Source organism: Gordonia shandongensis DSM 45094 (genome assembly GCF_000423025.1).
GTDB lineage: Bacteria > Actinomycetota > Actinomycetes > Mycobacteriales > Mycobacteriaceae > Gordonia > Gordonia shandongensis.
Genome location: NZ_AUHE01000002.1, coordinates 400,379 through 421,539, shown reverse-complemented (window position 1 = coordinate 421,539; position 21,161 = coordinate 400,379). Strand labels below are relative to the sequence as shown.

The window sequence follows — 21,161 nt, the reverse complement described above, 5'->3', positions numbered from 1 at the left end:
GTGACAGGCCGATGTCGGTCGTTCGGGGGACTCAGTTCTTGATCGCCCGCATCGGCCCGGGAGTCCACGTTCCGGGACGGACGTCGCGGCTGATCGTGAGGTCGGCCGTCCGCTGTGGTTTCAACGGTGCATAGCGCTGGAGGGTGCCCCAGTCCTTGGCCCATCCCTGACGCAGATACGAGGGGACCTCGGTCGCCTGAAGCTCGTTCTCCGTGATACCCAGCGGGCCCCCGTAGTCGCCGGCCATCCAGCGACGAGAGTTGACCCGTTCACCCACCGCATCGGGCGTGATGCGCCACTTCGGCGTCTCCAAGACCCCGTTGACGGCGGCGGCCGGACGCTGGCACGGGAAGGCGAACGCCACCTCCCAGTCGAGCAGTACCGGGTCGTCGCTGCCGACCAGCGAGTTCAACGTGGTGAGCGCACCCATCCGCGGGGAGGTGACGGCGATCCACTGATCGGCTTTCGCCGAGTCGTCGTCGACGACCAGCCGAACGACCGACGCGCCATCGGGGATCCGATCGACCGGGAAGCGCAGGTTCCGCCACTGCGGTGCGACCCCGGTGTCGAGCGGAACCAGGGAGGCCACGGTGTCGACCGCCCCGTCCGGGCGGACCCGTCCCGCTTCGAGGCGCACCGGGAGACCGGAATGCCGGACGTCGAGCTCATCGGTGTACTCCGCCTGGCCGGCGACGGCGACCGTCACCAGCGGTCGGTCCTCGGCGCGTTCGGGCAGCGCGTACCAGCCGGAGGTGAGGGAGCCGAGACCGTCGGGCGAACCATAGGTGCCCAGAACCGGGACCCGATCGGGGTCGAGACCGAACGGCAGATGCACGCTCGACCCGTTGACCCCCGTCTCCGCGGTCGTGCCGCCGGCGATGTCGGACGCCGCGTCGCCGGTGCCCGCATCGTCGGAGTCCGCGTCGGACGTCGTCGTGTCGAGGGTCCCGGTGGTCGTGGTGTCCTCGGAGTCCTCCTCGGCCTCGATCCGCGCCGGTACGCCGTCGGGACTGAATCCGGGAGCCGCGGCGTCGCCGCGCAACATCCGACCGGGATCCCAGCCGCGCTGGCCGTCGATCTCCGCGGGCGGCAACAGCCCGGCGTCGGGGTCGGACTCCACGAGGACGCCGTCGGCGAGCGCGCAGGTGTCGCCGGTGAGGGACGCGACGTTCGAGCTCGCCCACGACCACGACCCCGCCTGGGTGCGGATGGCCTTCGCGAACGAGGCGAACGTGAACAGCAGCGCGACCGCCGAGATGATGACCAGAGCGTGCATCGGCGCCCGGGACCACCGGTCGGAGGCCGGCGCGACCGGCGGCAGCGCCGGATCCTGACCGCGGTCGTCGCGGTAGTACTGCCACAGTCCGAGGGCGGTGAGGGCGACGGCGACGGCGGCGATCGGCCAGAACAGCGGGATCCCGCCGAGGTGCGGCGTGTCGTCCGCCCACGGGATGCCGTAACTGCCCACGTACCACCACTGGTTCCGGCCGGAGAATGCCACGGCCAGCGCATACACCGCAGCCGCGGCGAAGAAGGTCCGATTGCATCGACGGATCATCACCGTCGGGCTCACGAACACCGTCGCGACCGCCGCGAACAGGCCGGTCAGGCAGGCATAGATGCCGAGCTGATGCGTGGCCTTGGTGGGGACGAGAGCCAGTACGCCGACGGCGCCGCCCACGACGCCCACCAGGCGCCACACCGATGCGGTGGCGACACCCGCCACGCGTCGTTTGCGGACGAGGACCGCGATCACCAGGAAGACGGCGAGAATCGTGACGAAGACGCCCACCCGTCGGGCGATCGAACCGTCGGGGGTCGGGTTCTGCAGGATGTAATACCGCATCGCCTCGTTCCACCACTTGTTGGTGGGTCCGACGATGCCCTGAACCTTGACGCCCTCCATGATCGATGCGAGCGGCTGGTCGGCGAAGATCTCGTACAGCACCGACAGTCCCGCGGCCCCGATCGGCATGAGCAGGGGGAGCAGGCCGTCGCGTCCGCGACGCCTCAGCAGGCGGTGCAACAGGGGACGGAGGCTCACGATGAGCACGACGGCCGCCACCGCACCCGCGGGATGGATGGTCAGGGTGAACGCGGCGGCGATCACGCCCAGCGCGAGGGGAGCGAAACGGCCCGTCGCGATGGAACGCTCCACCAGCACCCAGGTGAGCAGGATGCCGAGCGCGATGGCCGGTTCCACGCGCAGCCCGTTGTTGAACGGCAGCCACAGGGCGAGGAAGCCGAGTGCTGCGGCCCACCGGGCCGCCGTCGACGAGCTCACGGCCCGACCGAGTCGGGGCAGCGCGGCGCGGCTGATCAGGAACCAGCAGGCGATGGCGAACAGGAACGGAAGCACCCGCAACCACGGGATGGCGGTGCTGACCTCCATCCATTTCGCCAGATACTGGTAGTGCCAGCCGAACGGGTCCTGGGGGACGCCGAAATAGCGGTAGTAGTTGTCGAGGTAGCCGGCACCCGGAGCCACCCGGCCGACGGTGACCTGGTATCCGTCGTCGGCGGTGTTGCCGCCGATCATCAACCAGACGGCGAGAACCGCGGTCACCGCACCGTCGAGGAAGGTGGGCCGCCACCACCGGCGGGGCAGGATCCGGAGTCGCCCGCGGCCGTCGCATCGGTCGAGGACGGCGAGCGCGATGATCGAGGCGATGGTCGCGGCGATCCCGACGATCAGGAGGGTGCCCTTGAGGGGCGTGGGACTGGAGATGAAACGCGTGTCGATCGTGGAGTGGAACGCCAACCCGTCGGTCGGTGTCGACGCCGGCAGGTCGGTGTAGACGCCGATGATCTGCGGGCGCGCATCGGAGTCGTCGATACGGAAGGTCGGGTCGCCGTCGGTCGGCGCGCCGGTCACCTCACCGCGGGTTCCGGAGGTGTCGGCGTGGATCGTGATGACGCCGTCACCGGCCTGCGCCCGCTCGCGGGGCATCGACAGCAGGACCGTGTTGCGCTGAGTGACGAGGATGTTGTCGTGGGTCGCCGTGACGAAGAGCCCGACCTTCCGGGCCTCGACGCCGTTCTCCGGAACGGTCGACAGCAGGACGCCGCCGTCGGCGGGGAGCCGCGCGGCGAGTCGCGTCGGCACCCGGACGTCCATGGCGACGGGGTTGAACGAGACGTTCGGTGCGGCGACGTTCTCCACGACGGGCGCCCCGCCGGCAGCGGACGGTTGCGGCCAGTTGATCTCGGCCTTCGTATACGACACCGGCAGGAAGGGCGCCGCGACGGCCAGCAGGATCCCGATCAGACCCGCGACCACCGCGACCGTCCGTGCGATCGCGACCGTGTGCTCCCCGGGGGTCCGAGCGGTCGAGGTCCGGCGCTCGCCCGTGCCGGGACCCGTGGCTTCCGGGTCGGTGGTCTCGGGGGTGCCGCTACTCATCGTCGCTCACCACCCGGATGGAGCCGGGCCGGTACCAGCCCGACCGCATGGCGGTCCCCGTCTGGACGGTCGCCGTGGGGATGCCGGGCACCACGGGCGTCAGTCGGAGCAGATTTCCCCAGTCCATGTGCCAGTCGTTCTCCAGGTAGGTCGCGAGCGCCGACGCCTTCGTCAGCGATTCGGACGCGGTCAGGACGCCACCGCCGTCGGTGGCCTGCCAGGTGTCGGACTTCGACACCGTGGTTGTCAGGTCGGGAGTGATGCGCCACTGCGGCACCTGATACACGCCGTCGGTCACCGTGATCGAATGCTGACACGGGAACTGGCTGCCGACCGAGAGGTCCAACAGGACCGGACTCGTGGATCCGACCACGTCCTGCAGTGTCTGCAGGCGAGGTGCGCGGGGCGGGGTCACGGCGAGCCATTCGCTGGGGCTCACGTTGGAGTCCACGGCGACGATGCGCAGCGCGTCGGCCCCGGCGGGAACCGCAGACATCGGGATGCGCAGGTTGCGCCAGGGTCGATTGGGGCTGTCGGGTCCCGGATCGATCGGGATGAACGGCGTCCCCACCGGACGGAACTCGCCGCCGTCGACGGTCCCGAACTCGACCTTGAGGTCGCGGCCTTCGGTGACGGCGCCGTCCTGGTCGACGGACATGATGGACCCGGCCGCGGTGATCACGATCAGCGGCGACGCCGATCGGTCGGGCAGTCGGTACGGGGTCGACGTCAGGCGGGCGGTGCCGTTGTCGTAGCCGTAGCTGCCCAGGACCGGGGTCGTGTCGGGGTCGAGACCGAAGGGAAGGGCCACCGTGGAACCGTTGACGGTCTCGGGGCCCGTTCCGCCGGTGGTGCCGGGGACCCCGCCGCGCCCGACGAACGACCGCGCCAGATCGTGTGCGGTGTTGATCGTGCCCGCGCCGAGGGAGACCGCGTCGGGCTCCAGCCGACCGGACACACCGTCGGGGGTGAAGCCGACGGAGTCGCCGGCCAGGGCGGCCGAGACGTCGTCGGTGCCGACGGGCGTCAGGGTGCCGGCGTTGGGGTCGTCTTCCACCAACACCTTGTCGGCGAGCCCGCACGTGTCGCCCGTGAGGGCCCGCACGTTGGCGCTCAAGGCGGTGTACGTGTCGGTGCGGCCGACGGCGGCCTTGGCGAACAATGCGAACTCTCCGACGACGAGGAGCGCGGCCACGAGCAGGATCGGCGTGCCGGCGACGAGCCGACGACGACGGCGGCGCCGCTCGTCGGTCACCGCGGCGTCGGCCGGCCGGATCGACACCCAGACGGTGACGAGCATGCAGAGCGCCGCCAGGGCCAACAGCAGCGTCGTCAGCGGGATGCCCGCGAAGACGGGAGCCTTGTCGAACCACGAGATGCCGAAGTCGTACGTCCACCCCCACGCGTTGTGGCCGGCCGATGCGACCGCCGCGGCGAAGACCACCGCGGTGAGGAATCCCCACACGGTGCGCGGTGAGGTCGCGGACTGCCGGATCAGGGCGGCGGTCGCGACGGCGGCGACGGCCGCCCCGACGCCCGCGAACACGCCGAATTGGACCGTCCACTTGGTCGGCGTCAGCGACAGCAGCGCGATGGTCAGGAAGATCGTGCCGATCAGGCGCCACATCGGTCCCGGCGAGACCCCCGGTAGACGACGGCGGCGCAGCGCGATCGTGGTGGCGGCGATGAGCGACAGCAGGAGCAGCAGGACGGGGATCCGCCGGGCGAGGGCGCCGTCTTCGGTGCCCAGAGTCATGTAGTAGTACCGAAGGAGTTCCTGGTACCACTCGAGCGTCGGGCCGGTGGCGTACCGGACGCGGACCGCCTCTGCCACGTTGCCCAGACTCTGCGTGCGGAACACGATGACGAGGATGAGAGCGCCCGCGGCGGCGACGGGCGCCGCGAGAGGCAGCAGACCGAACTCGGCGCGACGGTGCCGGCAGATGCGGAGCATCGGGCGCGATCCCGCGATCAGCACGGCGATCGCGATGATCCCGTGCGGTGCGGCGGCGAGAGTGAGCAGCGCCGAGAACGTGGCGACGGCTGCGGGAACGAGACGCCGCGTGGCGATCGCGACCTCCACCAGCGACCAGGTGGCGAGGGTCCCGACGACGATGATCGGTTCGGGGCGCAGGCCGCTGCAGAAGGCGATCCAGAACGCGACGAACACCGCGGCGGCGGCGAGCATCGGCCACGTGGAGCGCGATACGGAGCGCCCGAGTCGGGGCAGGAGGACCCGACTCAGCAGGAACCAGCTCGCGAGGCCGGCGAGCAGCGCGGGCAGCTTCATCCAGATCCCGGCGGTGCTGACGTGCGACCACAGGCCGAGGAAGCTGTAATACCAGTCGAACGGGGCTTCGGGAACCCCGAAGAATCGGTAGTAGTTCGAGAGGTAGCCGGCGGTCTCGCCGTTCTTGGCCATGCCGAGGACGTAACCGTCATCTGCGGTACCGGCCCCCAGGAAGTGCCAGATCACGAGTGCGGCGGTGACGCCGACATCCGTGATACGGGGAGCGAACAGCGTGCGGAAGCCGGGGCGCGGCGTCACCCGGCCGCGGTGCCCGCCGATCCGGTCCAGATGTGCGAGAGCGACGAGCGCGACCAGGGCGGCGAGGACGGCGATCACGATCGCGACGATCTTGAGGGCCGATGCCGTCGTGTCGAAGCGGTCATCGATGGTGATGGCGACCGACAGGCCGGACTGTTCGGCGCGCTGAACCGATGCGCGATCGAGATCGGTGAAGACGCCCGCGACCTGGGGCCTGCTGTCGGCGTTGGCCGTGGCCTGCACGTCGAGGCCGTCGAAGCGGGCGCCGACCTCGGTCGCCGTCGACCACACCGTCAGCTCGGAGCATCCGCGAAGCTGGTCGTCCGGCACGGTGACGAGAGTCGACCCGCGCGAGCTGACCGACACCCCGTTGCCGCCGTGCGTGACGGCCAGACCGGACGTGAACACCGAACTTCCGGCGGCCTTCGGGGTGGTCGAGACGATGACGGTGTCGACGCGGGGACCGGCGTCGACGATGTGCGCCAGCGCGGCGCAGCTGATCGTCATGTCGAGTTGCTCGGGCGTCTGGGCCGCAAGGGGAGCGGTCACCGAGGCGTTGGCGGCACTCAGCTGCTGCGTCTGCGGCCATGCGACGGCGGCGGTGTTCTGTGAGACCGGGAGGAAGGGTGCCAGCACCGCGGCGACGACGGCGATGACCCCAGCGACCGTCGCCGTGATCGCGTACGTGCGCCCGCCTCCCTGTGGCGACGGAGTTTTCATCGATAGTCAGATTAGGCCACTTCCCTGAACGGCGTCTCAGGTGGTGGCCGACGACGTCAGGCGCGCGCTCGCACCGAGTGACGGCTGAGGATCGAGACGCGGTTGAAAGCGTTGATCGCCGTGGCGCCCCAGATCACCGCGGAGATCTGATCGGCGTCGAGGATGTCGGCTGCACGTTCGTATGCGCAGTCGGCGTCGTCGCGGGCGGGCAGCAGCGTCACGCTCTCCGCGAGGTCGAGCGCCGCCCGCATCTCGTCGGTGTAGACGGCCGGTGCGTCCCGCCACGCGGGGAGGACCGCGAGCTGCTGCGGGGTCACCCCGGCCGTGGCGGCCGCCTCGCGGTGCACACTCAGGCAGAACGCGCAGCCGTTGATCTGCGAACACCGCATGTTGACGAGTTCCATGACGGCCCGGGACAGTCCTGCGGCCGCCGCGGCGTCGGCGATCTCGGTGGAGACGGCGATGAGCGCCCGGTAGGCGGCGGGGGTCTGCTTGTCGATGCTCACTCGCGGTGTCGGCATGGCTCCCACCGTAGAGCCGATGCGGTCGTGGCGACAGGTGCCGTTACCGTCGAGGGATGCTCGGCGTGTCGGTGGGGGTTCTGTGTGCGTTGATCGCGACGGCCGTCGTGGGCGGGGTCGGGATCACCGCGCTCGGGCCCGGCGGCGTGCTGCCGACCGCGGCGCTGTTCGCACTGACCGGACTGACGGCCGCGGAGGTCGCCGGGACCTCGATCGTGACGCATGTCGCGACGGGGGTCGTCGGGACGCTGGTGTTCGTGCGATCCGGTCAGTTGTCGTCGTCAGCGACCCGGCGCACGGCGACGGTCCTCGCGGCGGCGGCGACGGTCGGGACGCCCGTCGGCGTGCTCGTGACCACGGTCGTATCGCAGGAGGCGTTCGGTTATGTGCTGGCGGCCGTCGTGGCGGCGGCCGGGATCGCCCTGTGGTGGCGCAGCCGGCGTGCGGATGGAGCGTCCTTGCGGCGACGGCATCCGCCCGCGGTCGCGGTCGCTGTGCTCGGCGCCGGAATCGCGGTCCTCTCGGGCATCGTCGGGCTCGGCGGCCCCATGCTGGCCGTTCCGTTGTTGATCCTGGTGGGTGTGCCGATGCTCGAGGCGCTTGCCGCTGCTCAGGTGCAGTCGATAGTGATCGCGGTGGTCGGCACGGTGGGCTATGGCGTTCACGGTTCGATCGACTGGGCGTTGGCCGTCGCGATCGGTGTCCCCGAGGTCGTCGGTGTGGTCCTCGGGTGGCGGCTGGCGCGATCGCTGCCGACCGGCGCGCTGACGACGATGCTGATCGTCGTGTTGATGGCGTTGGCGCCGTACCTGGCGTTCGTCGCGGGACGGTGACGGCGGCGAGCGGTGGCGGTCAGAGGTGGCGGAGCGCCGCCTCCAGAGTGTTGCCGGGTTCGGAGTTGAAGGCGAACTGTACACCGGAAGACAGCGGTGTCACCGTGTTCACCAGGTCTTCGAAGAGCGCGGTGTTGGCTTTGACCATCCGGATGCCGGCGCCGATGACGACGAGGTCGGGCGCGGTGCGACCGGCCATGTCGGCCACGGTCGATGTGGCCGTTTCACCGAGGTCGGTCCAGGCGATCTCGGCGGTGTGGCCGCGGTCGCGGAGCGCATCGCGCGCGGAGGTGAGGCCGGTGATGATGACCTCCTCGGTGATCCCCTCGGCGACCTGCGGCCCCGTCGTCGACAGATCGAGGTGTTTCGGGTCGATGCCGATGATCAGTACGTGCGCCACAGCGCGCCCCCTTCGCGAGATGTCCGCCCGTGGTGGGCGTGTGCGTCGTTCACGCTACTCGCAGCCGACGGCATTCGGCAGCCGGCGGCGGTCAGGGTTGGCGGGGGCCGTACCGCTGTGCGTACTCCCGATGGATCGGTGCGTCACGCTTGCGTTTCAGTTCGTCGGCGACATGGGGGTCGATCCCGTGTTGGGACAGGCGGTGTCGGCGCCAGACGGTGTTCAACGCGAAGGCGAAGTAGACGAACGGAATGAGGATCGGCAGCATCATGCTCGCGTAGACGAGGGCGGTCGTCGGGATGAGGAAGAGGGGCAGCAGCACCAGGACGCACAGGGCGCTCCAGCGCAGGACGGTCCGGCGGACCGCGCCGGGGCCGGCGAGGTCGTGGCGGACCCAGGCGCGCATCGAATCGGGCAGGCGTTTGCCATAGCAGTACAGAACGTATTCGCCGGCATTCGGTCGCGTTCGATCGGTCCCCGTGCTCATTCGCTGTCTTTCGGTGAAGTGGTCGGCGTGATCGCCTCGGCGGTGCCTCGCCGAGCGGGCCGTCTCCGGCGAACTGTAGCAGTCTGACCGGTGTGATCAGGGTCGCTCACCTGCCGGCGCCGGCGCGTGTGCGTACGGTCGAGATGAACCCTCATCCCAGTGGAAGGAGCGACGATGTCGACGAGCATCACGGTGGAGCGAGTGATCGAGGCCCCGGTCGACCGGGTCTTCGACGTGGTGAGCAACCCGGAGCGGCATGTGGCGCTCGACGGTTCGGGCTTCATGCGCAGCGTCGACCACGCCGACCGGATTCAGGCCGTCGGGGAGGTCTTCACGATGAACATGGCGGGGCCCCACATGGGAGGGGAGTACCAGACCGACAACCACGTGATCGGGTACGCCAAGGACAAACTGCTCGCCTGGAAGACGGCCCCCGCCGGCACCGAGCCGCCCGGGTGGGAGTGGGTGTGGGAGTTCGAGTCGCAGGGGCCGGCCAGCACTCTGGTGCGTCACACATATGACTGGTCGGCGGTGACCGACAAGGCACTGCTCGAGAAGGTCGGTTTCCCCCTGGTCACCGAGGACCAGCTCACCGACACCTTGGCGCGACTGGCCGCGGAGGTCGACGCGGCGGCGTGACGGGTCCCGCCGTGTCTGCGCGCATTCAGTGCGCGTACTCGCGGTGATCTGTCGTGTATTCGGGGATCCCGTAGTCGTCGAGGCGCCGCCGGACGACGTCCGTGACGTAGCGGTCGGTCAGCCCCCGGAGCGGTGGGATCTTGCTCGCGATCCGGACGGCGGCGAATCGGCTCGTGAGGAACGGCGCTGTCGCGGCGGCGCGCGCGACGTCGCCGAGCGAGAGCGGAACTCCCATCTCGGCGGCCTCCGTGACGCTGCCCTCGCAGAACGCGGCGGTGAACGCGAGTTTGCTGTAGCTCTTCTCGATGGAGTCGGCGGCGCGGTCGAGAATGCTGGTGGAGGGTCGCAGGTAGGCGTCCATGGTGGAATCGACGAGGCGACGGCAGTCGTCGTCGTATCCGTATCGCAGCATGGCGGCGCGCGCGTTGAAGAGGTCGACGATCCCCTGGGCGGTTCCCGGGAGGAGCTCTTCGGGCAGGCCCAGCAGGAAGCCGCGGTAGCGGTGGAATTCGATCATCGTGCGCTCGTCGTAGGTGAGGTCTCGACCGGCCTTCACGGCGCTGGCCGCCTTCTGGTACGGGCCGATCATTCCGGCGGGGAACTGGTCGATCTGCGGGACCGGCAGGCCGTAGACCGCCGTATCCCAGGACCGTCGCCTGCCGTTGGTCTTGTGGCCGGTTCGCCGGAGGGCGTTGTACCGGACCATGGAGTGCATGAGGCGAACCATCACCGTGGCCTCGAAGCCGGGACTGAATCGGGAGAGGCCGTCGGGGAGTGCGGTGACCGCGAAGTATGCGGTGGTCTCGTTGACTCGGTGGGCGGCGCGCGACCCCGAGAGCGCTCCGGTCAGTGTCATCGGGAGTGCCGCGTAGCTGTTGGTGAATGTGGCGATGAAGGCTCCCCGTGTCATGTACGGCGATACGAGGGCGGCGAAGACACGGGAGTACGCGGCGCCGTCGGGGATGAGGCTGAAGTCGATCCAGTCGGGCTTCTCCTGCATCTGCTCGATGAGCTCACCGATCTCGGAGGGAGCCTCGGGGACGTTCTCGGCGCCTTCGCGGCACACGCGTCGAACGAGACCGATCAGTTCGGAGACGGGATAGTTCGCCGACAGTGCGGCGACCCGGTCCGCGGGTACGTCGGCGAGGAAGGTCGAGGTCCGGACCAGTTCGGTCAGCCGAGGATCGGCGAGGTAGGTGTCGCGGTCGCCCAGCCGGGTGGGGAGTGCGGACTTGACGTCCGGATCGGTGGTGAACCGCTCCGGGATCATCGAGAAGTCGAAGTCACCGTACATCTCGGGCAGCTCGTCCGCTTGCCTCGCGACCCGGTCCGCCAGTTCTGGGTAGTAGCGCGTCATCCCGACCCCTCACATCGTTGTCGACTGTTTGCCGTCCAGGGCCATTGGATCAGGTTTCGAGGCGCCCCACATGCGTTTTGAGACGAATGAAGAAACAAGTCTCAGACGTGTGGCGTGTCCGGGTCGGATCAGCCGCCCTCGCCCGAGGGGTTCATCTGACCCGGGGTCGCTGTGGCGGCGTACCGGAGGCGAGCAGCGACTGGCTCAACCCCGATAAGCAATTGACTAACATCACACTGGGGAAGGAGAACCGTGCCCGAACCGATCAAGCAAGGTCCTAGCCCATAAGGCCTTGAATTAGGGGTGCGTATTCATCTGCTAAATCGCGATGTCGGGAGATGCTTGTCGCAGGGTTCCGGAGCGGTCCGCGGAAGAAACTTGGCTTCCCTCGCTTGCCAGAGAATCTCTGATGTCACCGCCTGATGCGGAATGACCGTTACCAACACGGCGTGCGGAGATCCGAACGCACACACACCGACCACCGTGTAAGAACTTATCGGAGAATTCGTTGGAAGCGTCGAATCTTGGCCCGTGATCCACGAACTTCCGTCTTCGTGAGAAACCCCAGGAGTCTCGAACCCAGGGTAAATGTCGTTGAAAAGGCTGTCCACAACTTTATCGAGTGGCTGCCCAATGAACGAACTCTCGACCTCGTTGTACCTGAATCCTGGTTGGGCAGGGGTCGAAGTTGATGTCGACCCGCGAGGAGGGCTGGAAGGATCGTGAGGTCGCCCTCCGATACCAGCGCACCCGCTGACCGTCGCCAGCAGGAAGGCTGCGGAGAGGAGAATCAAAGTTCGTCTCATTGCCGCCCCGACTGCGTCCGAACCACCCTGGCGGTCATCTGATCACCGAGTTATTAATGGTCTCCCCGATTTCATCGTCCTCGAAGATGACTGGGGAGATGTGGTAGCGGTACTTTACAGCTATTCGTCGCCTCGCGCCTACTGGAGCAGGGTTCGGCGCGCCACTGCGAAGCTCATTCGGTCAGCAGGTCAGCAGTCCGCCTTGCTGCCGCAGCAGGTGGGGTAGACAGGAACTGTCACCAGTGTCGCCACAGCGCCCGTGATCGGAGGCCGACAATGACAACTCTCGACAACCCCCGCGACAACGCCGTCGAACAGTCTTCAGACCTGACTCCGCAGCAGCGATTCCGAGAGGTCCGCGCCGTCACCGACACACTGGCATCGCGCCTGTCGGCAGAAGACCAGACGCCCCAATCGATGCCCGAGGCCAGTCCCACCAAATGGCATCGAGCACACACGACCTGGTTCTTCGAAGAGTTCATCCTCCGGTCCGTGCCGACATACGCGGTTTTCGACGAGCGCTTCCGGTACCTGTTCAACAGCTATTACGAGGCCGTCGGCGACCGTCACCCGCGTCCGGAGCGGGGACTGGTCACCCGGCCGGGGATCGACGAGATCGCGGCCTATCGCCGGCATGTCGACGACGCCATGGTCGACCTCCTGCGCCGCGGCGCCCTCGGCGACGACGCGCTCGCCCTTCTGGAACTCGGGTGCAATCACGAACAGCAGCATCAGGAACTGCTTCTGATGGACGTCAAGCACTTGTTCTCCACCGTGCCGATGTCGCCCGGCCCGGTGTACGTCGAGCGCGGGGCAGACGCACCCGCCGAAAGCGATCCGCTCCGGTGGCGGTCGGTGGCCGGCGGGGTCACCGAGATCGGCGCTCACGGCGACGGTTTCGCCTACGACAACGAAGGCCCGCGTCACCGCGTGTTCCTCGAGGACTTCGAGATCGCGCGCCGCCCGGTGACGAACGCTGACTGGTGGGAGTTCATGGCGGACGGCGGTTACCGCAGGCCCGACCTGTGGCTGTCCGACGGGTGGACACATATCCGGAACACCGGCTGGTCGGCGCCCGGATACTGGCGTTTCGACGACGATGCGGGGTGGACCACGTTCACGCTGTCCGGCCGACGGCCCGTCGTCGCCGACGAACCGGTCCTGCACGTCTCGTTCTTCGAGGCGGACGCGTTCGCACGCTGGGCCGGGGCTCGGCTTCCCACCGAGTTCGAATGGGAGAGGGCCGCAGCCGACGTGGACTCCCTACGCGGCGAGCTCCTCGATCCCGACCGATGCCATCCTCGGTCGACCGGCCATCTCAACGGCGGCGGCGCGATGATCGGGAACGTGTGGGAGTGGACCGCCAGCGCCTATCTGCCGTACCCCGGCTTCGCCCCGGCGAACGGTGCTGTCGGTGAGTACAACGGCAAGTTCATGTGCGATCAACACGTGCTGCGCGGCGCGTCCGCGGTCACGCCCCGCGGGCACGAGCGGATCACCTACCGCAACTTCTTCCCCGCAGCCGCCCGCTGGGCGTTCTCCGGGTTTCGGCTGGCTCGGTGAGGCCGGCGGCCCTCAGACGAGACGCGCCGTGTGTACGAGCAGCCCTCAGTGCTGCGGGGTGCGCACATGTGCGCGCTCGCCTTGCTTACCGATGAGGCTGAGGAATTCGACAGGGCCGGCACTGGTGGCTCCGAACCAGTGCGGGGTGCGGGTGTCGAATTCGACGGCCTCGCCGGGACTCAGGATCAGATCGTGCTCACCGAGGACGAGCCGAAGCTTTCCGTTGAGGACGAAGGCCCAGTCGAATCCCTCGTGCGTCTGCAGGTCGGGCACGGCGTCATCTCGTCCGGCAGGAAGGACGAACTTGTAGGCCTGGATAACCCCGGGGCGGCGACTGAGGGGCAGGACGGTCCGCCCGTCGTCGGTCGGGATCGGGCGCAGATTGATGCGCGGGTCACCGGTGAGCGGCGCATCCACGAGTTCGTCGAGCGTGACCGCGTGCGAGCGGGCCAACGGGAGCAATTGTTCCAGCGTGGGGCGACGAAGCCCTGCCTCGAGTCGGGACAGGGTGCTGGGCGAGATCCCCGTCTCGTCGGCGAGGTCGGCCAAGGTGACACCGCGCCGCTGTCGAAGCTGCTTCAGGCGGGGTCCCACGGCATCGAGGGTGTGTTCGGGCGAGCGGTCCATGCTCCACACTTTGCCATTTAGCAAGAATTCTTGCCATTTGGGTAGATGGTTGTCACTGTCGACACTGTGGGCCGGCCGCCGGACGGCCCGTCGAGAGGAGAGCACATGGCAGGACAGGTGGCCGGGCGGTACGACGTCGTCGTTGTCGGGGGAGGAGCAGCGGGTTTCAGCGCCGCTCTGACGTTGGTGCGAGCGCGTCGATCAGTGGCAGTCGTCGATGCGGGAGAACCACGGAACGCTCCCGCCGACGGTGTTCACGGGCTGCTCGGGCTCGACGGCATCCGACCCGACGAGTTGCTGTCGCGTGGTCGCGCCGAGGTGATCGGGTACGGCGGGGAGGTTCACGACGGGGAAGTCGTCGACGTCTCTCGCGAGTCCGACGGGTTCTCGGTCACTCTTCGGGACGGCGCCGTCGTGCACACGCGCCGGCTGCTGATCGCGACCGGTCTGGTCGACGAATTGCCGCCGATTCCCGGGGTGCGCAAGCAGTGGGGGCGCGGCGTGCTGCACTGTCCCTACTGTCACGGCTGGGAAGTCCGCGACCGTCGCATCGGTGTGGTGGGCGCAGATCCGATGGCTGTTCACAAGGCGATCATGTTTCGCCAGTGGAGTTCCGATGTCGTCTTCTTCGACCACGGCGACGACGTCGAGCCGCAGGACCGGGTCAAACTCGACGCCCTCGGGATCAGCATCGTCTCGGGTGGCATCGCGACCCTCGAGACGGCCGGCGATCAGCTGACCGGCGTGCGTCTGGACGACGGCCGTCTCGTCGCGATCGACGCGCTGGTCGTGTCGACACGGATGGTGGCGAGGACCGAGGTCTTCGCGGGGCTCGGGATCGAGCCGACGATCCACCCGGCCGGAGCATTCATCGAGACCGACCCCTTCGGTGCCACCTCGGTGCCGGGCGTGTGGGCGGCCGGCAACTCGTCGGACATCAGCGCACAGGTCAGCAACGCCGCCGCAGACGGAGCGCGAGCGGCCCAACACATCAACACCGATCTCATAATGAAGGACCTCGAACGCGCGGTGGCGTCCCTGTCCGATCGCGAGGGGGAGTTCTGAATGGCGCGACCTCGTCGGCTCCGGGTATTCGCTGAGGTGCGATGCGGGCGTGAGGACGAGTCTGGCAGGCCAGTGTCTCAGGACCCGACCGCTGCTCTCCGAAGGTGACGCAACGCGGAGCGCTGAAATAGTGTCAAGACGAGTGAGCACGTGATCATCAGTGCGCCGCTCGGCAGCAGGGCAATCCTCCACGTCGGCCAATCGAGAACGCCCACTACCAAAGGTGCTGTGTAGATAATCGTCACCGTCGCCGACACCCAGGTTCGTAATGCGACTGCCGCGACTGCCGCGGGGACGGAGAGGATGACGGCAACCTGCACTGCCGGGCCGATCCCGAGTGCCTGAAACACCGTGTCGTCGCAACTCGCTGACCGTCGAGCCGAAGGGTCTGCCAGTTCTCGAGTTTTCGAGCAGCTGAGATCGAAGGCTCCGACCGGAATGATGGAAACGATGATGCTGGTCGCAATCCCCAATAGTGCAATGCATCCCCAGGCGATGCTCATCACGGCTCGTCGGGTTCCCATCCCAGACCCCCAATGATCGAATGAACGGACGAGTCGTAAGGCCCTCAGAGCCGGCGAACGACGCCCGTCGTCACCTGCGACGCTACCGGGGGATGGTCTGCGATCTCAGCCGATCAGCGACCTGCGCGTGGCGGATGCCGAAACCCTCGGAGGCCAGTTTCACCGAACTCGGTCGCGGGCGAGTGCTGCTGATCGGCAACCACTGACGGATGATTCACTCGTTCAGCAGTTCGGTGGCAAGCGAGCGCACGCGCGCGGTGATGTCGTCGCGGACGAGTCGCATTCGTTCGATGCCGCCGATGCCACGGTCGGAAGGCTCGTCGGTATCCCAGTTCGTGACGGCGATTCCGGAGGCGTCGACCACGGCTTCACGGCCCACTGTGATGACCATGTCGACGTCGGCGAGCAACGCCGGTTTGATGCCGGTTGGGGTGTGCCCGCTGATATCGATGCCGACTTCGGCGAGTGCTTGTGCCGAAAGGGCGTTCACGGCGGTGCCGGGGCGTGTGCCAGCGGAATAGACCTCAATCGCGTCGCCTGCGAACCGGCGCAGAAGGGCTTCGGCCATGGCCGACTTGCCTCCGTTCTTGACGCAGACGAATAGGACTGCGGGCGTCATGACTGTCTCCCTTGGTGAGGTTGGCACACGTCAATATTTACAATCATCTATATAGCACGGAACGTGGAGGCGTCATCCACGGAGACGGGACCCTCGGAGGGCGGGGGTGGCGCAGCGTCAGCTGTCTGGCGTGGCCGATGTGCAGCACGTCGACGAGTCCGGCGTGGGCTGCGTCGGGTCGAGGTCGGAACCCTCGGATGCCGGAGGATCCTCTCCGAAGTCCTCGGAGTCGGCCAGTACGGTGTAGACCTCCCAGCGTTCGCCGTCGGGGGCTCCGACCCACACCTTGTCCTGAGTGGCGAAGCAGCAGGTGGTGTCGATCTCCTCCTCGGTGAACAACCCAGCATCGGTGAGGCGGGCGATCTCGCCGTGCACGGTCTCGCTGGATTCGACCTCGATGCCGAGGTGGTTGATGGTGCCACCTGTGCCTCGATTCTCCAGGAGGACGAGCTTCAGTGCGGGTTCGGCGATGGCGAAGTTCGCATAGCCGGGCTTGACCTTCGCGGGGGTGGTGTTGAACAGCTTGCTGTAGAACGCGATCGACGCCTCCAGATCGTCGACATTGAGGGCGAGTTGCATGCGGGGCATGGAAACCTCCAAGAGTTTGATAGATATCAAAGTTCTTGACTGGTCCGTTATAACGCACCACTTTGATATATGTCAAAGTCCTCGGTAGGCTGGATTCCATGCCCAGGCCGCTGCCCGTTGTCGATGTCACTGCACCGATCTGCTGCGAACCCCTGGCGGCGGGGCCGATGTCCGCCGATGACGCCGTGGGGCTCGCCCTCCGACTCAAGGCGCTCGCCGACCCAGTCCGGCTTCAGATGCTGTCGCTGCTCATGGGGGACCGGGATCGCGAAGTGGCGGCCAGTAGCCTCGCCGACGCGGTGGGTGTCTCCGGCGGGACGGCGACGCATCATCTCAATCAGCTGAGGGCTGCCGGGCTGGTCAGCTCGCAGCGCCGTGGAGTCAACAATCTTTACCGCGCCGAGCCGGCCAGTGTTGAGGCGCTTCGTGCGGTCTTGAACACCTGTTGCTGACGTCAACGGAAGCGGGGCTTGTGATTCCGGCAGCGCGGGTCGATCTCACTATACTTAACATAATGTATCTTATCGGCGGTACGGCCGAGAGGGGCGGAATACGATGCAGTCAGCACGTCTCGATGCGTATGTGCGATGCCCGATCCCGCATCGCGTGCTGAACTCGTGTGCTCGGAGCCTGTGTTTGTCGTGGATTCGATGGCCTGGCGCGTCGGCATGTGCTGCGCGGCCCGTCGGCGTCCTTCGGCATCATGTGGCGGCGTCGTCTGCCGCGACACGTGCGTCCGGCTGATCCGTCTGGTTTCGGCTCCGTCTCGTTTCGACGGTCCGCGACGTCGATACACCCTCCCCGTCGACTCGGGAGCCCCCTCGATGAAACGTCACAGTGACGAAACAATCCATGGATGTCCGCTCACCCGCAGACGGTGTGCGACGACTGAACGCCGCAGTCGAACCGGACCGGTCTCACCGCAGGGTCAGCAGTGCGGCGCCCGGCCGGTTCATCGCGAGCCGGAATCCTGTGGCGCCACGTGCCAGCGGCGCTCCCGACTGGGCGGTGAAAGTCCCCGCCCGGGTCACAGTCGACCCGGAGAACCGAGTGCCGCTCAGTGCGTAGATCGACGGGCCGGTCAACTTCTGAACAGAACCCGATGAGGTGTTCGCGCCGACGATCTTGACGACCACGGTGCCGCGGAACGTGCGGTCCATGTTGTCGACGATCACCTTGATCGCACCGCTCGGCGTGCGGACCGCGTGCGCCGCGACATGTGCCTTGCTCGAGATCTCGGTGGGCAGGACGGTCCCGCCGACCATCTCCGAAACCATGAGCGCCGCATAATAGTTCGGATTCACTCGCGCCATGTCGGATGCGCGTGCGGCCGCATCCGGGAAACAGAACAGCGGGTAGCTCTCGCAGTCGTCGACCTGGTTGTGCAGGTCGACGCCGGTGATCCCGGCGCGGGCAGCCGACATCAGGAAGTCGACCGTCCAGAGGGCGGCACCGAACGAGTTCGTGACGCCCTCCCGCCCCTCCTTGGCAACGGAATTCGCCTCCGTGAGCCGTGGTTCAAGGCCCGCCCGGTGCGCCATCGCCGCAAAATCACGCATGAAGGTCTGCTGCTTACCAGCGGTCTCCTCGGTCAACAGACGATCGACGGTCGGCAGCGCACCGGCCGCATCGGCCACGCCTGCCGGTGCACCGACGCGCGTCACATTGACGTACGGATAGTAATGCTGGTTGAGATGCCGGCTCTGCGCGCCGAAGGCCCGGATGTACTCGCCCAGCCACGGCTCCACGATCGTCGACCACGTCGGCCCGTCCGCGGGTGGAACACCGATCGAACCGGCAGCCGCATCGGGCCCCTCGATCCGCACACCCGGTGCTGCCGCCCGGATCGCCGACCTGTACTTCGCGACGTCGGCGACGTAGGTCTGCGGGGTGTACAGCTTCCGGGAGCCGTCGGCGACGTTGAGAACGAAAGCATTGGGTTCATTGCCGATCTGAACCGACCGCAGGTGGGAGCCGATCCGCTTCACCGCCGACGCCACCTGGTTCGCTGCGGCCTTCGGGTCGAAGTGGCCGAGGTTGACACCGAGGTCCACGCTCCAGCCGGTCGCCTCCGCGAGGCGGCCCACGCGCGAGAGATCGGCGGGCTCCACGCGCTGCCCGTTCGTCGCCCACGACGGCGTCGGCCTTCTCGGATCGGGAACCCACGCCGTGTTGTCCACCTGGTTCGCGCTGAACCGCAGATTGCCGTCGCCGAGGCCGCGGATCAGCGAGGTCACGTTGCCGCGATCCGGATCGGCCCACGTCCGGTGCATCTGGGCGGCCTCGAAGGACAGGCCCAGGAAGTCCGGCGGTATGGCGTACCCCGGCGACGAGGCGTCGACCGTCACCGTCACGGTCGACGGTGCGGCGGTGGCCGGCGCAGCGACCACCACCATGCCGACCGGGAGCCCCAGGCTCAGGCAGGTCGTCGCGACTCGGCGAAAGCGGCGAAGGAGGGAGGGCGTCATCAGTCTGGAACCTCATAAGTCGTGGACTGCCCTCCAGTCTGGACGATCCGAGGTCCTCACCACATGCTGTCGGGTAGTCGGTCCCGATTCACGCGGATGCGGCGGGATCGTCGGGATCCGGCTCCTCCGCCAGTTCCCGCGCCCTTCGACGTTGCTCCTCGGCCCGCTCGCGGAACTGCCGCCGGAACTCCTCCTCATCGCGGGCCGCATCGACGGCGCGCGGACGTTGTTGTCGCTCGTACTCGGGGAAACCCGTCGTGCGATGCGGAACCTGAACGGGACCGATGGGTCGGCCGACGAGAAGCCAGACGATCGAACCGGCGAGCGGAATCAGGATGACGATGATCAACCAGCCGACTTTCGGAAGGTGCCGAACGGCGTACTCGTCGGCGACGATGACGTCGACGAGCGCCGCGACCCACAGCAGCAGAATGATGATCCCCAGATACGGCATGCGGACTCCCCTCGTCGCCGACAGTCCTCAGCCTATCGGCTCGCAACGGTCACGACGCCGCACCGGTCCGCCGACGGCGGGCGCGCGTCAAGTCGCCCCGGCGCCCACGCACCTGACAAGACGCGACGAAGGGGCGATCGCTTCCCCACCGCTCCGAGTACGGTGACCGGGTGACGGCCGCGGACACCGATCGCGAGCCGGGGCGACCACAGGAGGATCCATGGACACCGGCGACTTCGACGCCGACTTCGTCGCCGATTTCGACAGGCTGCTCGCATGGCGCCGAGACGTCAGACGGTTCCTGGAGGACCCGCTCCCCGACGGCCTCCTCGACGATCTGCTCGCGCGCGCGGAACTCGCGCCGTCGGTCGGCAACAGTCAACCGTGGCGGTGGGTCGACGTCCGCTCTCGTGCCCCGCGACGCGCCGTACGTGCGAGCTTCGAGCGCGCGAACGCCGAGGCCCTCGCCGGCTATCGCGGCGACCGCGCCGCCCACTATGCGTCACTGAAACTGGCGGGACTCGACGAGGCTCCCGTGCAGCTCGCCGTGTTCTCCGCCGCCGACCCCGAGCAGGGCCACGGACTGGGCCGAGCGACCATGCCCGAGACGCTCGACTATTCGGTCGTGACCGCGGTCAGCACCCTCTGGCTGGCGGCCCGAGCGCGCGGCGTCGGCGTCGGGTGGATCTCGATCCTGGAACCCGGCGCCGTGGCGGCGGCCCTCGACGTCCCCGACGACTGGAGACTCGTGGCGTACCTGTGCATCGGCTACCCCCAGCGGGCCGATACGACACCCGAGCTGGAGCGAGTCCGCTGGCAGGCCCGCACCGATCCGGAACCGCGCCGACTGGTGCGCTGAGACCGCCAGCGGTGAGACGACTGCCGGTGAAACGGCGTCGCCCGTCCAGACGCGCACCTACGATCGCACCAGCGGCCCCACGACGCCGCGTGCGACGCACAACGAGAGGACTGTCCGTGTCCGAGAAGATCACCGCACTCGACCTGCCCGCCCAGAAGCTGAGCGACGAGACGCAGAAATACTTCGACATCTGTCGCGAGAAGCTCGGTCTGGTACCGAACGTCCTGCAGGCATACACGTTCGACGAGACCAAGCTGCGTGCGTTCACCATGAGCTACAACGACCTCATGCTCGGCGATTCGGGGCTGAGCAAACTCGAACGCGAGATGATCGCCGTCGTCGTGTCGTCGATCAACAAGTGCTACTACTGCCTGACCGCACACGGCGCCTCGGTCCGCGAACTGTCCGGCGACCCGCATCTCGGTGAGGCGCTCGTCATGAACTACCGCGCCGCCGACCTCTCCGACCGACAGCGCGCGATGCTCGACTTCGCGGAGAAGGTCACCGAGCACCCCGGAAAGATGGAGGAGGCCGACCGGCAGGCACTGCGTGACGCCGGATTCTCCGACCGCGACATCTTCGACATCGCGTCCACCGCGGCGTTCTTCAACATGACCAACCGCGTCGCCTCGGCCATCGACATGCGGCCGAACCCGGAGTATGCGAGCCAGTGGCGGTAG

19 protein-coding genes are annotated in these 21,161 nt (G+C 67.7%); 7 read left to right on the top strand and 12 right to left on the bottom strand.

The genetic code is table 11. The features are described 5' to 3' along the window. Nucleotides 1-31 precede the first annotated feature (31 nt). The 3 genes from G528_RS0104790 to G528_RS0104780 are packed head-to-tail and all read right to left on the bottom strand — an operon-like array spanning nucleotide 32 to nucleotide 7,192. Nucleotides 32-3,403, bottom strand: a complete 3,372-nt coding sequence (locus G528_RS0104790) for an arabinosyltransferase domain-containing protein (protein WP_084638023.1) — start codon at nucleotides 3,401-3,403, stop codon at nucleotides 32-34. Beyond that, nucleotides 3,396-6,671: an arabinosyltransferase domain-containing protein gene (locus G528_RS0104785; RefSeq protein WP_026917983.1), complete on the bottom strand. Its 3,276-nt coding sequence runs from the start codon at nucleotides 6,669-6,671 to the stop codon at nucleotides 3,396-3,398. Before G528_RS0104785 ends, G528_RS0104790 begins: the two co-directional genes overlap by 8 nt. Nucleotides 6,672-6,727: 56 nt before the next feature. Further along, complete coding sequence (locus G528_RS0104780; protein ID WP_026917982.1) at nucleotides 6,728-7,192, bottom strand: carboxymuconolactone decarboxylase family protein; 465 nt, start codon at nucleotides 7,190-7,192, stop codon at nucleotides 6,728-6,730. 56 nt (nucleotides 7,193-7,248) lie between these two features. Here G528_RS0104780 and G528_RS0104775 point away from each other — a divergent pair, with 56 nt between their 5' ends. Then, entirely contained in the window at nucleotides 7,249-8,025 is a 777-nt protein-coding gene (locus G528_RS0104775; RefSeq protein ID WP_026917981.1) for a sulfite exporter TauE/SafE family protein, read from the top strand. A gap of 19 nt (nucleotides 8,026-8,044) precedes the next feature. Here the strand turns inward: G528_RS0104775 and G528_RS16395 are convergent, their stop codons facing one another. After that, nucleotides 8,045-8,425 carry a hypothetical protein gene (locus G528_RS16395; RefSeq protein WP_035718876.1) on the bottom strand — a complete coding sequence of 127 codons (381 nt, stop codon included), beginning with the start codon at nucleotides 8,423-8,425 and terminating at the stop codon, nucleotides 8,045-8,047. 91 nt (nucleotides 8,426-8,516) lie between these two features. Then, the gene (locus G528_RS0104765) at nucleotides 8,517-8,912 is read right to left on the bottom strand and encodes a DUF5313 domain-containing protein (protein ID WP_026917980.1); all 396 of its coding nucleotides are present in this window, start codon (nucleotides 8,910-8,912) and stop codon (nucleotides 8,517-8,519) included. Nucleotides 8,913-9,086: 174 nt separating this feature from the next. Here G528_RS0104765 and G528_RS0104760 point away from each other — a divergent pair, with 174 nt between their 5' ends. Further along, nucleotides 9,087-9,551: an SRPBCC family protein gene (locus G528_RS0104760; RefSeq protein ID WP_035718873.1), complete on the top strand. Its 465-nt coding sequence runs from the start codon at nucleotides 9,087-9,089 to the stop codon at nucleotides 9,549-9,551. Between the two features lie 25 nt (nucleotides 9,552-9,576). Here the strand turns inward: G528_RS0104760 and G528_RS0104755 are convergent, their stop codons facing one another. Further along, a complete protein-coding gene (locus G528_RS0104755; RefSeq protein WP_026917978.1) occupies nucleotides 9,577-10,908 on the bottom strand; it encodes an oxygenase MpaB family protein in 1,332 nt (443 codons plus the stop codon). 1,082 nt (nucleotides 10,909-11,990) lie between these two features. Between G528_RS0104755 and egtB the strand changes: the two genes are divergently transcribed. Further along, nucleotides 11,991-13,277, top strand: a complete 1,287-nt coding sequence (egtB, locus tag G528_RS0104750) for an ergothioneine biosynthesis protein EgtB (protein ID WP_035718872.1) — start codon at nucleotides 11,991-11,993, stop codon at nucleotides 13,275-13,277. Between the two features lie 45 nt (nucleotides 13,278-13,322). Here the strand turns inward: egtB and G528_RS0104745 are convergent, their stop codons facing one another. Further along, nucleotides 13,323-13,904 (bottom strand): helix-turn-helix domain-containing protein, encoded by a 582-nt coding sequence (locus G528_RS0104745; protein WP_026917976.1) that lies wholly within the window; start codon nucleotides 13,902-13,904, stop codon nucleotides 13,323-13,325. A gap of 105 nt (nucleotides 13,905-14,009) precedes the next feature. Between G528_RS0104745 and G528_RS0104740 the strand changes: the two genes are divergently transcribed. Beyond that, nucleotides 14,010-14,969 (top strand): NAD(P)/FAD-dependent oxidoreductase, encoded by a 960-nt coding sequence (locus tag G528_RS0104740; RefSeq protein ID WP_026917975.1) that lies wholly within the window; start codon nucleotides 14,010-14,012, stop codon nucleotides 14,967-14,969. Nucleotides 14,970-15,046: 77 nt separating this feature from the next. On the opposite strand, the gene G528_RS18395 is transcribed toward G528_RS0104740, so the two are convergent. The 3 genes from G528_RS18395 to G528_RS16390 all read right to left on the bottom strand — a co-directional run bounded on the left by G528_RS18395 (nucleotide 15,047) and on the right by G528_RS16390 (nucleotide 16,700). Next, entirely contained in the window at nucleotides 15,047-15,472 is a 426-nt protein-coding gene (locus G528_RS18395; RefSeq protein ID WP_156890350.1) for a hypothetical protein, read from the bottom strand. 235 nt (nucleotides 15,473-15,707) lie between these two features. Next, the gene (locus G528_RS0104730; RefSeq protein WP_026917974.1) at nucleotides 15,708-16,112 is read right to left on the bottom strand and encodes an arsenate-mycothiol transferase ArsC; all 405 of its coding nucleotides are present in this window, start codon (nucleotides 16,110-16,112) and stop codon (nucleotides 15,708-15,710) included. Nucleotides 16,113-16,229: 117 nt separating this feature from the next. After that, nucleotides 16,230-16,700 (bottom strand): ArsI/CadI family heavy metal resistance metalloenzyme, encoded by a 471-nt coding sequence (locus tag G528_RS16390; protein ID WP_035718870.1) that lies wholly within the window; start codon nucleotides 16,698-16,700, stop codon nucleotides 16,230-16,232. 98 nt (nucleotides 16,701-16,798) lie between these two features. Here G528_RS16390 and G528_RS0104720 point away from each other — a divergent pair, with 98 nt between their 5' ends. After that, nucleotides 16,799-17,152 (top strand): Rv2640c family ArsR-like transcriptional regulator, encoded by a 354-nt coding sequence (locus tag G528_RS0104720; RefSeq protein ID WP_026917973.1) that lies wholly within the window; start codon nucleotides 16,799-16,801, stop codon nucleotides 17,150-17,152. 465 nt (nucleotides 17,153-17,617) lie between these two features. Here G528_RS0104720 and G528_RS0104715 read toward each other — a convergent pair whose 3' ends face one another. Together G528_RS0104715 and G528_RS0104710 are read right to left on the bottom strand one after the other, a co-directional pair. Beyond that, on the bottom strand, nucleotides 17,618-19,168 hold the full coding sequence (locus G528_RS0104715; protein ID WP_156890349.1) for a hypothetical protein: 1,551 nt from the start codon (nucleotides 19,166-19,168) through the stop codon (nucleotides 17,618-17,620). Between the two features lie 88 nt (nucleotides 19,169-19,256). Next, a complete protein-coding gene (locus G528_RS0104710) occupies nucleotides 19,257-19,622 on the bottom strand; it encodes a PLD nuclease N-terminal domain-containing protein (protein WP_026917971.1) in 366 nt (121 codons plus the stop codon). A 220-nt stretch (nucleotides 19,623-19,842) separates the two neighbouring features. On the opposite strand from G528_RS0104710, the gene bluB reads away from it, so the two are divergent. Together bluB and G528_RS0104700 are read left to right on the top strand one after the other, a co-directional pair. Continuing rightward, nucleotides 19,843-20,481, top strand: coding sequence for a 5,6-dimethylbenzimidazole synthase (gene bluB / locus G528_RS0104705; RefSeq protein ID WP_026917970.1), 639 nt, complete (start codon nucleotides 19,843-19,845; stop codon nucleotides 20,479-20,481). Between the two features lie 116 nt (nucleotides 20,482-20,597). Next, nucleotides 20,598-21,161 (top strand): peroxidase-related enzyme, encoded by a 564-nt coding sequence (locus tag G528_RS0104700; RefSeq protein WP_026917969.1) that lies wholly within the window; start codon nucleotides 20,598-20,600, stop codon nucleotides 21,159-21,161.